Annotated in this window: 11 protein-coding genes, 1 tRNA gene, 2 rRNA genes and 1 pseudogene; 1 reads left to right on the forward strand and 14 read right to left on the reverse strand. The window is 60.1% G+C overall.

What is annotated here, in order from left to right:
• Window positions 1-6: 6 nt before the first annotated feature.
• From ugpA to ACP7BS_RS26740, 10 genes are all read right to left on the reverse strand, one after another.
• Window positions 7-888: a sn-glycerol-3-phosphate ABC transporter permease UgpA gene (ugpA, locus tag ACP7BS_RS26695; RefSeq protein WP_426232509.1), complete on the reverse strand. Its 882-nt coding sequence runs from the start codon at window positions 886-888 to the stop codon at window positions 7-9.
• Between the two features lie 86 nt (window positions 889-974).
• Entirely contained in the window at window positions 975-2,282 is a 1,308-nt protein-coding gene (gene ugpB / locus ACP7BS_RS26700) for a sn-glycerol-3-phosphate ABC transporter substrate-binding protein UgpB (protein ID WP_426240506.1), read from the reverse strand.
• A gap of 922 nt (window positions 2,283-3,204) precedes the next feature.
• Window positions 3,205-4,650: an aldehyde dehydrogenase gene (locus ACP7BS_RS26705; RefSeq protein WP_426240507.1), complete on the reverse strand. Its 1,446-nt coding sequence runs from the start codon at window positions 4,648-4,650 to the stop codon at window positions 3,205-3,207.
• A gap of 23 nt (window positions 4,651-4,673) precedes the next feature.
• Complete coding sequence (locus tag ACP7BS_RS26710; protein WP_426240508.1) at window positions 4,674-5,459, reverse strand: coniferyl-alcohol dehydrogenase; 786 nt, start codon at window positions 5,457-5,459, stop codon at window positions 4,674-4,676.
• A gap of 39 nt (window positions 5,460-5,498) precedes the next feature.
• Window positions 5,499-6,524, reverse strand: coding sequence for a branched-chain amino acid ABC transporter permease (locus ACP7BS_RS26715; protein ID WP_426240509.1), 1,026 nt, complete (start codon window positions 6,522-6,524; stop codon window positions 5,499-5,501).
• Window positions 6,521-7,447: a branched-chain amino acid ABC transporter permease gene (locus ACP7BS_RS26720; RefSeq protein ID WP_426240510.1), complete on the reverse strand. Its 927-nt coding sequence runs from the start codon at window positions 7,445-7,447 to the stop codon at window positions 6,521-6,523. Before ACP7BS_RS26720 ends, ACP7BS_RS26715 begins: the two co-directional genes overlap by 4 nt.
• The gene (locus tag ACP7BS_RS26725) at window positions 7,444-8,172 is read right to left on the reverse strand and encodes an ABC transporter ATP-binding protein (protein ID WP_426240511.1); all 729 of its coding nucleotides are present in this window, start codon (window positions 8,170-8,172) and stop codon (window positions 7,444-7,446) included. Before ACP7BS_RS26725 ends, ACP7BS_RS26720 begins: the two co-directional genes overlap by 4 nt.
• Window positions 8,169-8,924, reverse strand: coding sequence for an ABC transporter ATP-binding protein (locus tag ACP7BS_RS26730; RefSeq protein WP_426240512.1), 756 nt, complete (start codon window positions 8,922-8,924; stop codon window positions 8,169-8,171). Before ACP7BS_RS26730 ends, ACP7BS_RS26725 begins: the two co-directional genes overlap by 4 nt.
• Window positions 8,925-8,931: 7 nt before the next feature.
• The gene (locus ACP7BS_RS26735) at window positions 8,932-10,251 is read right to left on the reverse strand and encodes an ABC transporter substrate-binding protein (RefSeq protein ID WP_426240513.1); all 1,320 of its coding nucleotides are present in this window, start codon (window positions 10,249-10,251) and stop codon (window positions 8,932-8,934) included.
• A gap of 79 nt (window positions 10,252-10,330) precedes the next feature.
• On the reverse strand, window positions 10,331-11,764 hold the full coding sequence (locus ACP7BS_RS26740) for an aldehyde dehydrogenase (protein ID WP_426240514.1): 1,434 nt from the start codon (window positions 11,762-11,764) through the stop codon (window positions 10,331-10,333).
• 248 nt (window positions 11,765-12,012) lie between these two features.
• Here ACP7BS_RS26740 and ACP7BS_RS26745 point away from each other — a divergent pair, with 248 nt between their 5' ends.
• Window positions 12,013-12,912, forward strand: a complete 900-nt coding sequence (locus ACP7BS_RS26745; RefSeq protein ID WP_426240515.1) for an AraC family transcriptional regulator — start codon at window positions 12,013-12,015, stop codon at window positions 12,910-12,912.
• Between the two features lie 12 nt (window positions 12,913-12,924).
• On the opposite strand, the pseudogene ACP7BS_RS26750 reads toward ACP7BS_RS26745, so the two are convergent.
• The 4 genes and pseudogenes from ACP7BS_RS26750 to ACP7BS_RS26765 all read right to left on the reverse strand — a co-directional run.
• Window positions 12,925-13,872, reverse strand: a pseudogene (locus tag ACP7BS_RS26750) (IS630 family transposase).
• 355 nt (window positions 13,873-14,227) lie between these two features.
• Window positions 14,228-14,304: transfer RNA gene (locus ACP7BS_RS26755), tRNA-Met, on the reverse strand.
• A 415-nt stretch (window positions 14,305-14,719) separates the two neighbouring features.
• Window positions 14,720-14,834 (reverse strand): 5S ribosomal RNA (gene rrf, locus ACP7BS_RS26760).
• 381 nt (window positions 14,835-15,215) lie between these two features.
• Window positions 15,216-15,324, reverse strand: a 23S ribosomal RNA gene (locus ACP7BS_RS26765); the annotation flags it as partial.

A 15,324-nucleotide genomic window follows, 5' to 3' on the forward strand; every position in this document is an offset into this window, starting at 1 on the left:
TTGCCCTCAGCCATAATGGACCCGTTTCTCGACAAAACGGAATTGGAAGGCGGTCAGCCCGATGACGATCACCATCAGAATGACGGATTGGGCCGCCGAAGAGCCGAGGTTCAGATTGACGAAGCCGTCATTGTAAACCTTGTAGACCAGCGTTTCCGTCGCCTTGGCAGGACCACCGCCTGTCACCGCGTGGATGATGCCGAACGTATCGAAGAAGGCGTAGACCGTGTTGACGACCAGGAGGAAGAATGTGGTCGGGGCAAGCAACGGGAAGACGATGGTCCAGAAGCGCCTGCTGCCACGGGCGCCGTCGATGGAGGCAGCCTCGATCAGTGATTTCGGAATGGCCTGCAGGCCTGCCACGAAGAACAGGAAATTGTAGCTGATCTGCTTCCAGGCGGCGGCAACCACGACCAGCGCCATCGCCTGGTTGCCGTTCAAAAGCGGATCCCAGGCAAAGCCGTTGCGACGGAGAAGGTAAGCCAGCGTGCCCATGGCCGGATTGAACATGAAGAGCCAGAGCATGCCGGCAACAGCCGGGGCGACCGCATAAGGCCAGATCAGGAGTGTGCGATAGAAGCCCTGACCGCGCACGACTTTGTCCGCAGCGGTGGCGAGAAGCAGGGCTACGCCCATCGAGACAATGGCCGTCAACAGACTGAAGACGACCGTCACCTGCAGAGCGTGGATATAGTTGGGATCGGACAGAACCGCCTTGAAGTTTGCAAGGCCGACAAAGCCGCTTTTAAGGCCAAATGGATCCTGCCGGACCATGGACTGATACAGCGCCTGACTGGCAGGCCAGAAAAAGAAGATGATCGTCAGTATGATCTGCGGGGCGATCAGCAGATACGGCAGGATCTTGTTGGGAAACGCAACGTTGTGCACGGGTTCTCCTCCGGCAGTCAGACAGATCACAAGACGGCACCGCTGCCGCCCGCAACCGGATGCGAGCGGCGGAGGTGTTGTCGGGTTTAGTTGCCGACGGCTTCGGTGATCGCTGCGTTCCCACGTTCGACTGCCTTGTCGAGAGCGGCCTTGGCATCCTGTTGCCCTGCCAGCATGGCCTCGAACTCCTCATTCATGATGTCGCGAACCTGCGGCAGGTTGACGAGACGCACCCCCTTGGAGTTCTCGGTCGGTGCCTTGCCCATCATCTGCAAGATCGGCGTTTCACGGCCGGGGTTCTTGTCATAAAACCCGGATTTCTTGGTCTCCTCGTAAGCCGCATTCGTCACCGGCATATAGCCAGACACCTGATGCAGGCGGGCCTGGATCTGGGTCTGTGAGAGGAAGTTGAAAAACTGGGCGACCCCCTTGTATTCCTTGTCGCTCTTTCCGCCGAACACCCAAAGGCTGGCGCCGCCGGGAATCGTGTTCTGTGGGCCATGGCCTTCGTAATAGGGGAGCTGGCCGATGCCGTATTTCACGCCGGACTTGATGATATCGCCCAGTCCACCGGACGATTCAGTGAGGATTGCGCACTCTCCGGACATGAACAGCTGCTTGGCCTCTGACGTCCGGCCGCCATAACGGAAGGTGCCGTCCTTGGCGAGATCCGCGATCGACTGGAAATGCTGAACGAAGAGGGGAGAGTTGAACTCGAGCTTGACGTCGTTGCCGCCGAGGCCGTTTTCATGGGTGCCATAAGCAACATTGTTCCAGGCGGCAAAGTTCTCGGTCTGGATCCAGGTCAGCCAGGTCGATGTAAACCCGCAAGAGGCGGCACCGCTGGTCTTGATCTTCTTGGCCGCGTCGAACACTTCCGGCCATGTCTTCGGCGGATTATCGGCGTCAAGCCCCGCTTTCTGGAAAACATCCTTGTTATAGTACAGGATCGGCGAGGATGAATTGTAGGGGAATGACAGCATCGTGCCGTCCGGTTTTGCATAATAGGCCGCAATGCCTGCAAGATATTGCGACTTGTCGAACGTGTAGCCGCCCTTCTGCAGCACGTCGGCTGCCGGAACGATGGCGCCCTCTGCGCCCATCATTACGCCGCTACCTGCATCGAAAACCTGAATGATGGCGGGAGCCTGCTGCGAGCGGAAGGCCGCGATGCCGGCATTCAACGTTTCGGGATAGGTGCCTTTGAAAACCGGCGTAATCGTGTAGTCGGACTGGCTCTCGTTGAACTCTTTAGCCAGTTGATTGACGACTTCGTTGTTGGCACCTGTCATCGCATGCCACCACTGCAGGTCGGTCGCCGCATCGGCGCTTGCGGGCAAAAGAAGAGAGATGGCGAGAAAGGCCGTCGATGAGGCGAGCGAACGTTTAAACATGATTTCCTCCCGGTGATGTCAAAAACTGTACAACGAAACTTCCATGAAATCCGGCGTCAATCCTCCTCGATCGATACCAGATTTTCCAAAATCGGGCTTGCTGAGCCAGCCAGACCTGTCTTCTTTGTTATTTGCCCGTTGCAGACTCCATACATAGGCGCGAACTGCCTTTGTCCAGCCGTTCGATTGAAAGTTCGCGCTTTTTTTGGATCATTCGCTCTCACCACCGAGATCGGCGCGGGATACGGCTCGACCCTGTTACACGACGATGGTGTCGGGAAAAGCAACACGCATGTCAAATCCCCTGCCGCGGGTGAGTCAAAACAACGCTGCTTTTAAAAGCACTGTAATCAACAGGTTCTGAGCCGTGCCACCTAGACAAAATAGGTGACGATACGGTTTCCCTGAAGTTCGTGCACATCGAAAGCGGTGTCGTAGACCGCTTCAAACACATCCGGCCGAACGATGTCGTACGGGGTTCCCAAACGGCAGTCTTAGTCCCCGCAATCACCACCTGCTTCGCCTGACTAGCGCTTGTGTGGGGTCTCTTGTCCCCAACACGACGCAAGGCGTTCCAGATGGCCGACCATGGCCGTGCGCATGCCGTGCGTATCCCGCTTGGCTCGACAATCGAGATGGCGTTGCGGACGGGCCTGGTCATCGTTGTGGTTTGGGGATGCCTTCTGCGCGCGGCATTTCCCCGGCCTCGTTAAGGCAGGCGATTGCGTCGCGGTCTTCTTGGTGAGCGTGTGACGGCAGTGCCGCAGATCCAAATCGACCGGTAAGCGGCAACTCTCCATCTGGGATTTTTGGAATGGAGCGCTTTCTGACGCCCCGTTCCTTTGTCGGCCCTTTGCGATCACGGTGAGGGCAAACTCGGTCGCAATCACCGGTGGAGAGCGATGTGATCAACTAGTCTTGGCTAAAAGGGATAATGCTGGGCGGAATCCTCGATTGTGATCCAGCGCAGGTCGGTGAACTCGGCGATCGCCGCCTTGCCGCCGAAGCGGCCGTAGCCGCTACCCTTGACGCCGCCGAAGGGCATCTGCGCCTCGTCGTTCAGCGTCGGTCCATTGATGTGGCAGATACCAGATTCGATACGGGCGGCAACTGCCATAGCGCGCTGGACGTCGCGGCTGAACACAGCCGACGACAGGCCGTATTCGGTATCGTTGGCAACGCGGATGGCTTCTTCTTCATCGGCGACGCGGATGATCGGCTTGACCGGGCCGAAGGATTCCTCCGAGTAGACCCGCATTTCCGGGGTGACGTGATCGAGCAGCGTCGCCTCGACCACGGTGCCGGTGCGGATGCCACCCGCCACGAGCTTGGCGCCCTTGGCCGTTGCGTCGATTATCAAGTCTTCCATCTTTTTTGCCGCTTCCAGACTGATCAGCGAGCCAAGCACGACATGGCCGCGCGGATCACCGGCCGGAAGCTGCGCGGCGCGGTCGGCGAGTTTGGCGACGAATGTGTCGGCGATTGCCTGATCGACGATGATGCGTTCGGTCGACATGCAGATCTGGCCCTGGTGCATGAAGGCGCCGAAGATCGCCGCGTTGACGGCGCCGTCGATATCGGCGTCATCGAGAATGACCAGCGGTGCCTTGCCGCCGAGTTCCAACAGGGCGGGCTTCAGATGCTCGCCGCACAGTTTCGCAATGATTTTCCCGACCTTGGTGGAGCCGGTGAAATTGACGCGGCGGATGGCGGGATGGATAATCAGGCTGGCTACGATGCCGGCGGCATCTTCCGGTGCATTGGTAATGACGTTGATGACGCCTGGGGGAAGCCCCGCTTCCGTCAGCGCCGTGCCGATCAGGCGGTGCGTGCCCGGGCATTGTTCCGAGGCTTTCAAGATCACGGTGTTGCCGCAGGCGATCGGCATGGCGACGGCGCGGGTGGCGAGGATGACCGGCGCATTCCAGGGGGCAATCGCAAGGCAGACGCCTGCCGCCTGACGGACACCCATCGCCAGCGTACCCGGCTTGTCAGAGGGTATGATCTCTCCGGAAATCTGCGTCGTCATCGAGGCCGCTTCGCGCAGGATATTGGCGGCAAGCATGACGTTGAAGCCCGCCCAAGGCGCCGTCGCGCCGGTCTCCTCGATCATCAGCCGGGTGAACTCGCCCACCTTGGCGTCCATGATGTCGGCGGCCTTCATCAGCAGCGCGCGCCGCTGGTTGGGACCGGTCTTCGACCAGGCGGGAAAAGCATTCGAAGCGGCTTCAATGGCGGCCGTGACATCGTCGGGACCGGCGGCAGCGGCGCGGCTGGCTAGCTTTTCTGTGAAAGGATCAATCCGGTCATAGGTCCGGCCATTGCTTGCGGCGCGATCCGTGCCGTTGATAAGGAGCGAAATGTTCATGTGTGTCTCCTGAGGGAAGGATATTAGAAGCCGAGGACTTCGGCGTTGATCGAGGCTTCGAGGCCGCCATCGGTTGGAAGATTGGCGCCGTTGATCCAGCGCGCACCGTCCGATGCGAGGAACAGAACCGCAGGCGCAATATCGGCGGGTGTGCCGGCACGGCCGACGCGGGTGATATCGCTATCGACCCGGGCATCACCGAGTACGGCACGGAATTGCTTGAGGATCGGCGTTTCGACCGGGCCGGGGCTGACGGCGTTGACGCGGATGCCACGATCCCGAAACAGCGGCTGATGGGCAGCGTGCATGGTCCAGAGCAGCAACAGTTCCTTGGACAGGGGATAGCCTTCTTCATCCTTCAGTCCATGTTCGGCAACAATGGCTGCCACATCTGGAAAGCCCTGAATTCCGGTCAGCATCTTTGCCCGCTCCAGATTGGCGCGCCAGCCATAACCGGCGATCGATGCCACATTGACGATGGCACCACCTTCGCGGATGCGTGGGGCGACAGCTTCCGACAGGGCGCGCAGGCCGTAGAAATTCACCGATAGCGTCGAAGCCACGCCGGTATTGCCGGAAAGCCCGGCGACGTTGGCAAGTGCATCGATGCGGCTGGGCAGCTGCGTGACGATGTCGGCGACGCCAGCGGCGGTCGAAAGGTCGCCCTTGATGAAATTGGCCGTGTTGCCCGCAGGCTCACGAACGTCGATGCCGATGACATCGGCTCCCATCTGTCCAGCCAGTTCCGCCGTGCGCGCGCCGATGCCGGAGGCAACGCCGGTCACCAGGATGGTTTTACTAAAGAGCATGTGTTTACCTTTCGCAAGAGAGTCCGGGGAGCCGATATATTACTGGTTCCATTGAATTTTTGCCGGGCCGGGCAATTTGACGCGGTAGCCGACCGGCAGCAGCCGAAGGTCTAAGCGCCGCTCGATTTCGCCCCACAGGCCCTGCGGCAGGAACAACGAGAACAGCACCGCCGTTGCGCCAAGTCCGATCAGGTACCAGACGCCCATCGCCCCGAAGAAGGTCTCGATGACGAAGAACAGCACCGCGCCAAGGATCGCACCCTCGAACTTGCCGATACCGCCGACCAGCACCATGAAGATCATATAGGCGGTCCACTGGACGCTGAAATAGGTCTTTGGCTGGAAGGTCGTGGCGGTTGCCAGCCACAGCGCACCGGCGACAGCGATACCGAAGGCAGCGAGCACGAACAGCAAACGTTTGGTGGCGACGACGCGCACACCAAGCGATGTTGCAGCATCCTCGTTATCGCGGATGGCCTGGATGGCGGCTCCGGCCCGGCTGCGCAGCAGAGCAAACAGCGTGCCGAGCAGGGCCGCCATCGAGGCCAATGCCAGCCAGTAGATCATTACCCGGCGGGTGCTGCTGTCATAGACATTGAGCGAGATAAGCGATGTACCGGTTTCGCCCTGGATCAGCCGGTCGAGATTGACCAGCATGTGGGTGAGCGCCGAGATCACCCACATGCCGATGGCAAACTCGCCGCCTTTCAGCCGCAGCATGAGGAAGGACAGTAGCAGCGAGATTGCCCCGGTGATCAGCGCCGCTGCAAACAGCGACAGGAACGGATTGAGCCCGGCATCGGCCAGCCGGATGGTGAAATAGGCACCGAGGCCGAAAAACACCTGCTGGCCGACGGAGACGAGGCCGCCGAAACCGGCCAGCGCATTCCACATGGCAGCCTGGATGACGTAGATGAACAGTGCCGTCAGCCGGTCGATGGCACCGGCGCCGAGGCTCATCGGCGCGATGGCAAACAGCGCAATCGCAAGTGCGACACCGCCGAGTGCCAGCCGAGAGGAGCGCGTCCAGCGTTCGATTGAGATACCGTTGGATACGAGGGTCATGGTGTGCTCCGGAGGGCTGCGCGGATTTTGGTGAGGCCGGTTCTGCTGAAACCGATCCTGCCGAGGAAGGGCACGCCGGTGAGAAAGAGCCGGGCAAACAGCACAGCAAGGAAGACGGCGTGGCCGCCGATGAGAAAGCCCTGCGGATGGACCTGGGCGCCGAGCGACTGGGCAAGCCCAAGCACGATGCCGCCGATCAGCGTGCCCCAGAGCGAACCGGCGCCGCCGATCACCGCTGCCTCGAAGGCAAACAGCAGCTGTGGTCCGCCGGAATAGGGATCGAACGTGGCCCGCATTCCGAGGAACGCGCCAGCGATGCCAACCGTGACCATGGCGATGGCTGCGGCAAGCGCATTGACCTTGCGGGCGTCGATGCCGACGAGACCGGCGGTATCGGGGTCTTCCGCCGTGGCACGGATGGCGCGGCCGAGTGCGAAGCGGCTGAGGAAAAACTGCAGGCCGCCGAGAAGGGCAATGGCGGTCGCCATTGTCATCACCGCCAGCTTGCCGACATAGATGCCGCCCGGCAGTTCCCAGCTGTCATAGGACAGACTGCCGATGAATGGGGCGAGCGAACGGGTATCGGCGCCGAACTGTTCGAACATCAGATTGTCGATGACGATGGCGAGGCCGAAGGTTGTCAGGATCGGCAGCAGCGCGCCGCCACGGGCGCTTCGTTCCAAAAGGTAGCGCTGCAGCATCCAGCCGGCCGCGGCCATCACGGGAAGAACGATCATCAGCCCCGCGAATGGAGAGATGCCGAACTTCGAGGCCAGCAGCCAAAGGCCGTAGGCAGCGGCGACCGCCAAACTGCCATGGGCGAGATTGATGATCCGCATGACGGAGAACATGAAGGACAGGCCACAGGCGATGACGGCATAATAACCGCCGAGCAGGATGCCCTGAATGAGGATGTCGATCACGATGCCGCCCTCCCGGTGCTGTCGCGGTGCAGACCGAAATAGGCCTGTGTCACCTGATCGCGGGTGACGCTTTTCGCGGGGCTGTCGAGCACGATACGACCCTCAAGCATGCAGATGACGCGGCTGGCGACAGCCATGGCGCGGCCGAGATCCTGCTCGACCAGGATGATTGTGGTGCCGGAGGTGAGCAGGGTCTGCAGCTGCGCATAGACCCGGTCGACCACCAGCGGCGACAGACCCAGCGAGACTTCGTCGAGCAACAGAATGTCGGGATTGCTCATCAGCGCCCTACCGATCGCCGTTGCCTGTTGTTCGCCACCGGAGAGATGGCCGGTCCTGGCATGGCGACGGGGGACGAGATTGGGGAAGGCTTCGAAAACACGATCGACGGTCCATTCGCCTGTCCTGCCCGAGCTTTTCCCGAGCTGCAAGTTTTCCTCAACGGTCATTTGCGAAAACAGCCGACGGCCTTCCGGCACCAGTGCGATGCCTCTGGCGATACGCTGGTGCGAAGGCACAGCCGTCATATCGTCGCCGTTCAAAGTAATGCGGCCCGAAGCGGGAAGATGGGCGCCGGCAAGCGAGCGGAGCAGCGTCGTCTTGCCAGCCCCGTTGGCACCGACCAGCGCCAGAACATCGCCCTTGGCAAGTTCGAAGCTGACATCGCGGACTGCCTGCAGCAGGCCATGGCGGACATTGAGGTTTTCAATGGAAAGCATGGTCATGCGGGTGTGCCCCCGAGATAGGCTTTGACGACGCCGGCATCGGCCATGACGGCGCGCGGCTCTCCATCGGCGATGATCCGGCCGGCATCCATGCAGATCAGCCGTTCGGCCACCTGCAAAAGGATATGAACGATATGCTCGATCCAGACGATGCCGATACCGCGGCGGCGCAGCTCGAGGATGGTCGTTACCAGTTCGCTGGCCTCGGCATCGGTTAGCCCGCCACCGATTTCGTCGAGCAGCATCAGTTTCGGCCTGGTCGCCAGAGCTCGGGCAAGTTCAAGCCGCTTGCGGTCGAGCAGGCCCAGCGTATCGGCCTGACGGTTGGCGACGCCAAGCATGCCGCAAAGCGTCAGGCTGTCGATAACGCGCTCATAGGCTTCGTCACGGCTGACCGCATCGCCGTGCGCGGCGGCGACGAAGACATTTTCGAAGGTCGTCATGCCGCTGAAAGGTTTGGGAACCTGATGGGTGCGCACCAGCCCGGAGCGGCAGCGCTCCGCAGCCGACAGCGCGGTGACATCGCGGCCATCGAAGGTGATGGTGCCGGCATTGGGCGGAAATGCGCCGGCAAGTGTGCTCAGCAGCGTCGTCTTGCCAGCGCCGTTCGGACCGACAATGCCGACGGCGTCGCTCTGGCCCATGGTAAAGTCGATGTTGTCGAGAACCACAAGCGCACCGAAGCGCTTGTGGATCCCTTTTGCCGAGAGAAAAGCGTCTCCCGGCGCTTGCTGGTGAGTTGCGATCTGCACTATGTTCTTATCCGTGATAGGCATTGAGCTTGGCGGCAACCGGAACGTTTGGATCGGTGGCGTTCTCGGTGACGACATAGTCGAGCGGGAATTTCGAGCCCTCGGGCGCCTTAATCCATTGCGTCCCGATAATCGGACCCGGAGAGACGTTGGGGACCGGGCCAGCGGTGAAATCGACTTTTCCGGCGATGGTCGTCGTCTTAAGGGTCGAAATAGCCTTGGCGACGGCTTCCTTGCTCTTGGCGTCAGCTGCCGTTTTCAAGGCCTCGAAGCCGGCATCGAGCAGCGACAGACTGGCGCCGAGCTGCTGGGTCCATTGCTTGCCGCTTTCTGCCTCATATCCATCGGCCAGCTCAGGGCCGGAAACACCGGTCAACGACGACTTGTAGGGGAACGCCTTGTGCCAATAGGCGGCGCTGGAAATGTTGACGCCGAGATCACCGAGCGCCTCGATATCGGAGGGGAAGAGACCGGTTTTTGCCACCTGGCAAATCTTGATCTGGCGAGTGAGGCCCTGCTGGGCGGCTTGGCGCCAGAAGGCGGCGAAATCCGGCGGGATCGGGAAGGAGGAGAAGATTTCGACACCTTCCTGCTTGAACAGGGCGATCTGGGCCGAGAAGTCGGTGGTGCCGGTTTCATAGGCGCCGGGATCGATGATGGTAAAACCTTCCTTGGCCAACAGCGGCGCGAGATTGGCGCGGATGGCATTGCCGTCAGCGTCGTTCGGATACATCACGCCGACCTTCTTGTTGGTCTCGATCAGGTTCCATTGCGACACATAGGTCTTGTGGAACTCGCCGACACCGAAGCCGAAATGATAGGTCCACTTGAACGGCGAGGGCGCGCCGGGCTTGGCGCCACGGCCGAAATACCAAGCCTCCCAGGGCATGACGGTGGAGAGGCAGGGCATACCGGCTGCCTCGCAGGCATCGGCCACCGGATTGATGGTCTCCGGCGTAGAAACAGCAAGCATCAGGTCGATGCCCTGATTGTTGATCAGGTCCTTTGCCAGCTGACCGGCCCGCGACGGATCGGACTGGGTGTCCCGGTCGAGGATTTCGACCTGAAATGTCTTGCCGTTTGCCTGGAAGCCATTGGCCAATGCCTTGCGGGCAAGGTCCAGCACATAGCCATCGGTCTGGCCGAAGCCTGCGAGTGGTCCGGTGCGCGGGCTGATGAAGCCGACTTTCAATGTGTCGCCGCTTTGCGCGAAAGCCGTGCCGCCGGTGAATGCCAACGCCGCGCCACCCGCTGCAGCCGTTGCGATGAAGGACCGTCGCGTTAGCGCTGCCGGGTCGAATTTTCCGTTGCGGAAAGTGCCGTTCATGAAGTTCTTCCTCCCAGTTTGCGAGCCTCCCAGCCCGTCATGTTTCAAATTTTATCCGTCTGCCGCTGCATCCCATAGGTCAGATGGGATAGTCCCGTTTCCCGGATGCGAGCGTAATCCAGCGCAGTTCGGTGAATTCTTCGATCGCGGCCTTGCCGCCGAAGCGCCCGTAGCCACTCGACTTGACGCCGCCGAAGGGCATTTGCGGTTCATCGGAGACGGTTGCCTCGTTGATGTGGCAAATGCCGGATTCCAGCCGTTTTGCGACGCCAAGGGCTGCGTTGATGTCGCGGCTGAACACCGCCGACGACAGGCCGTATTCGCTGTCGTTGGCGACGGTCACCGCCTCGTCTGTACTGCCGACGCGAATGATGGCGGCGACAGGTCCGAAGCTTTCCTCTCGATAGATGCGCATGGCGGGCGTGACATGATCGACCACCGTCGCATCCATCAAGGTGCCGTGGGCGACACCGCCGCAGACGAGCTCAGCGCCTTTCTGCACGGCATCGTCGATCAGCGCCCTGACGCGCCGCGCAGCCTCGGCATTGATCAGCGCGCCAAGGGGCGGGTTACCGTCCTGTGGATTACCGGCAACGAGGGTGGCGGCTTTGACCTTGAATTTGCCAACGAACTCATCGGCGATCTCGTCCATCAGGATGATCCGCTCGGTCGACATGCAGATCTGCCCCTGGTTCATGAAGGCGCCGAAGGCGGCAGCGCGGACCGCCTCGTCGATATCGGCATCGGCAAGAACGATGAACGGCGCCTTGCCGCCAAGCTCGAGCAGGCAGCGTTTCAGATGCCGGGCGGAAGATTCCGCGATGATGCGGCCGACGCGCGTGGAGCCGGTAAAATTGATGCGGCGGACGGCCGGATGGGCGATCAGGGCCTCGACGACAGCGGCTGCATCCTTCGGCGCGTTGCTGACGACATTGACGACGCCGCGCGGAAAACCGGCTTCGCGCATCACATCGCCGATCAGGCTATGGGTTTGCGGGCAGAGTTCGGAGGCCTTGAGCACGACGGTATTGCCGCAGGCGAGCGGCATGGCGATGGCGCGGGTGCCAAGGATGATCGGCGCATTCCAGGGCGCGATGCCGACGCAGACGCCGGCTGGCTGGCGAAAGGCCATGGCGAGGTTTCCCGGAATGCCGGATGGGACGATTTCGCCGTTGACTTGCGTGGTCATGGCCGCAGCTTCGCGAAGAATATCGACGCCGAGAGCGCAGTTGATCGCTGCCCATTGCGCTGTTGCACCGGTCTCGGTAATCATCGCAACAATAAAGTCAGGCGTGCGGCGGCTGAGAATATTGGCGGCGGCATTGAGCAAGCTGCGGCGTTCGCCGGGGCCGGTTTCCGACCAGGCTGGAAAGGCTGCGGCGGCAGCGCTGGCCGCCCTTGCCATGTCGGCAACGGAACCTGCAGGGGCGATCGTCGCCACATCTCCCGTCAGCGGATCAATACGTTCGAAGGTCGACGCATCGGATGCATCCACCGCCTCATCGTTGATCATCAGCTTTACCACATACACTGTCGTCACCCATTGAGCTGCAGGCTAAGCCCGCGTTTTCCGATGGGAGACAGACACATGTCAGGGCCGGGCCGGTAAGGCCGCGGGTCCTGCAGGGATATGTTAAAGGCCTCCTCCCAAAGGCTGGTGACGAAAGAGTACGCCGTTCTTGAAAGGATGGAATGTGAATTATAGGGTTAATATTGTAATTATTTGGCGTATTCTCCGTATTGTTTAATGGGGAGGAATGAGTGGCGACGGACGGGGGTATTCATCACCATGCACGCGGCGAGTGGCGGGAGCCTTCGCTGTCACATCGGCGCATCCGGTTCCAAAAAGGACTCTATGCCGACTTCCATCATTTCGTCCTGCTAAGCGAAGGCGAGGGGGGACTGCATTTCGACGATGGCGAGCATCGTATATTGCACGGTCCGGCACTGGCTTTCCTGCCACCACAGGTCCGCTGCGACGTTTCGATTGCGGCAGGATCCGAGGCCTATCTGATCGGTGCATCAGCGCAGATCATGGTCGATGCGATCGGCAACAAGGTAGAATCCTATTCTTTGCGCATCTTCATCGAGCAGATGAAACTGATCGAAGGGGCCGATGCAGTGTCCGTGAACGAGGTCAGTCCGCTGATCGCCGGCTTCGTGCGCGAACTTGCCGATCCCGCCCGGGCGTCCTGGATGGCGGTTTCGGCCTATATGCGGCTTATCCTGATGACGGTCTGGCGTGGTTCCGGCGGCGAAAAAGCCGAACAGCGCGGCAGCGGCGAAAGCGGCTCTATCCTGCAGCGCTACCGGCAACTGGTCGAGGTCTGGTTCCGCCAGCATCGGCCGGTCAGCAACTATGCCGACGAACTCGGGGTGACGGCCGACCGCCTGCACGCCATCTGTCACCGTACGCTCGGCCGATCGCCCATCCAGCTGCTGCATGAGCGGCTGGTGCAGGAGGCAAAACTGCGGCTGGAGAGATCGGCCCGCAATATCCAGGAGATTTCCGACAGCTTGGGCTTTCGCGATCCGACCTATTTCAGCCATTTCTTCAAACGCAAGACGGGACTGTCACCGGCCAGCTACAGACAGGCGGCTCGTGCCTCTGACGGCACGAACCGCGATACTCTGTCTTCCGGCTACGCAGATTGGCCCTAAAGCGCTTTGCATCTATTCCGCCTCATATCCTGCTGCTTTGAAGAAGTTCTGGCATTCTGTGATGGAGAAGAGATCGCAGATGTCCCCAAGAGCGCTTGAGAGGGCATCAAAGGTACGTGCTGCGCGTTCGCAACAGGGCCTTGAGTTTGGAAAAGGCCATTTCGATGGGATTGAGGTCCGGCGAATAGGCGGCAGGAAGAGAAGCCAGGCGCCTTTGGCCTTGACTAGTTCGTCGGCTCTCCGGCTTTTGTGGAAGGCGACATTGTCGAGGATCACGACGTCGCCCGGCGACAGGCTCGGTGCGAGCTGGGTTTCGACCCAGGTTTCGAAGATCTTGCTGTTCATGGGCCTGTTGACGATCCAAGGTGCCGTCAAACCATGGCAGCGCAGGCCGGCAATGAAGGTCTGGGTCTTCCACGAGCCGAACGGTGCATGGGTACGATAGCGCTTTCCCCTTGGCGACCATCCCGTTCGCTTGGTCAACTTCGTATTGGTCGAGGTCTCGTCGATAAAGATCAACTGCCCCAATGCTTTGTTGAAGAACCGCTTGCGCCGGGTGATCCAGAGATCACGCGCGCGGGCGATCTGCGGCCGCAACTGCTCGGCTGCCTGCAGGCTTTTTTTATGGCTGAGCCCCAGCCGATGCAGAAGACGGCTGACTGTCGAGCGATCGACCAAGACACCACGCCCTGCCAAAGCGACGCACAATTCGTTCAGCGTCAGATCGCCGTTCTCTGCCAGGCGTGAACGAACCCATTCTTCATGTCCCGCCAGCTTGCCGCCGCCCAGATGCCCCTGCCGAGCAGGCGCAAGCGCACCGGACGCCCGCTTCAGGATCACCATATTGTTCACAAATCTCGGCGAAACCCGGAAATGTCGGGCGGCTTCCCGATGACTATTACCTTCCTCGACAAACGCAACAACACGCCCACGCAACTCGATCGGATGCGGCTTGCCCATGGTCGTTCTCCTTCCATGGGCCACTTGAATCACAAATCACCAACTTTGAGAATCCTGAATCAGGTAAACCGCAACCTGCTTTAAAAGGCGGGGGCGCATTCGCATTATCAGGGACAAGTTGCAGTGCGGCTTTCATGCTGCGTATGCGGTGACCGAGCCGCAGATCGTAGTCCCGTGAAAAGAGTATCTACCGGGGTGGAGCTCAGAAACGAAGAAACCGAGATGAGAACCCAGGAGGCCGACGAGGCAATTGCCGACGGTGCAAGTCGATAGCGGACATTTCACGTTCGCGAACGCAGCAAAGCCCGCCTCCGTTTCCGGATGGCGGGCTTTTTGTGTGTTTTTCGTATCGATTTGGTTGCGGGGGCAGGATTTGAACCTGCGGCCTTCAGGTTATGAGCCTGACGAGCTACCGGGCTGCTCCACCCCGCGTTATCCGTGCAAATCCCTGTGGGATTTGTCGCGTTACCAGCGTTTTGCGTTAGCAAAATCGCGTCTGTGTATCTCTGCATTCTGCGCGGCAGAATGTCAGAACCGTGCAAATCCCTTTCGGGATTTGTCGCGTTATCAGCGTTTTGCGCCAGCAAAATCGCGCTGGCGAAAGTCCGAAGGGCTTTTGCCCTTTGCAGCGCATTCGGCTTTGCCGAATGTCGCTTACGCAGGGAGTTGCCTGCGTATTGTTTTCTTGGAACGCTTAGCTCATTTTGAGCAGCGACGTCCCTTCATTTCAGTTTCCGGTTTATCTTACCGAAGCAAAAAGGCCGCTTGAGGGCGGCCTGTTTTATCGGCTGGGCCGGCGTTTGTTCGGAGAAGAGTGTGTATTTGGTATTTTTCTTGCCTTTAGCAGACCTGGCAGCGACCTACTCTCCCGCGTCTTAAGACGGAGTACCATTGGCGCAGGGGCGTTTCACGGCCGTGTTCGGAATGGGAACGGGTGCAGCCACCCCGCAATAACCACCAGGTCAACTAAGGGCAAGATTTACACCTGCAGTGCAGGTGTAAATCTCGCTCTTAGTTTGCACGGCTAGCTTATCCTTCTCGCTCGTCGCTCGAAGGGCAGCCGTGCTGGCCATACGGACACCTCCAAAAGGAGGCGACACCGGCCAGAGCGATTTTAACACCGCAGATGCGGGGTAAAACCAAAATGAGAAGCTGGCGAGGGAAACCCCCTTTCTTATATTTTTGAACACGTTTTGTTGCTCGCGTTCCGGCCACAGGCCGCAAGCGCAGAGCGCGTCGCCAATCGTTTGGCGCGCCGTCCGCAGCGCAGCCGCCTTGCGGCGACAGCGTGAGGACAAAACAGATGGCTTATGGTTCATCTTCGATGAACATAAGCAATGAGAACAATCAAGCCAATCGAACGATTAGTACCGGTAAGCTTCATGCATTGCTGCACTTCCACACCCGGCCTATCAACGTGGTAGTCTTCCACGGTTCTCAAGGGAATACTCG

This window comes from Pararhizobium sp. DWP1-1-3 (genome assembly GCF_049896125.1).
GTDB lineage: Bacteria > Pseudomonadota > Alphaproteobacteria > Rhizobiales > Rhizobiaceae > Pararhizobium.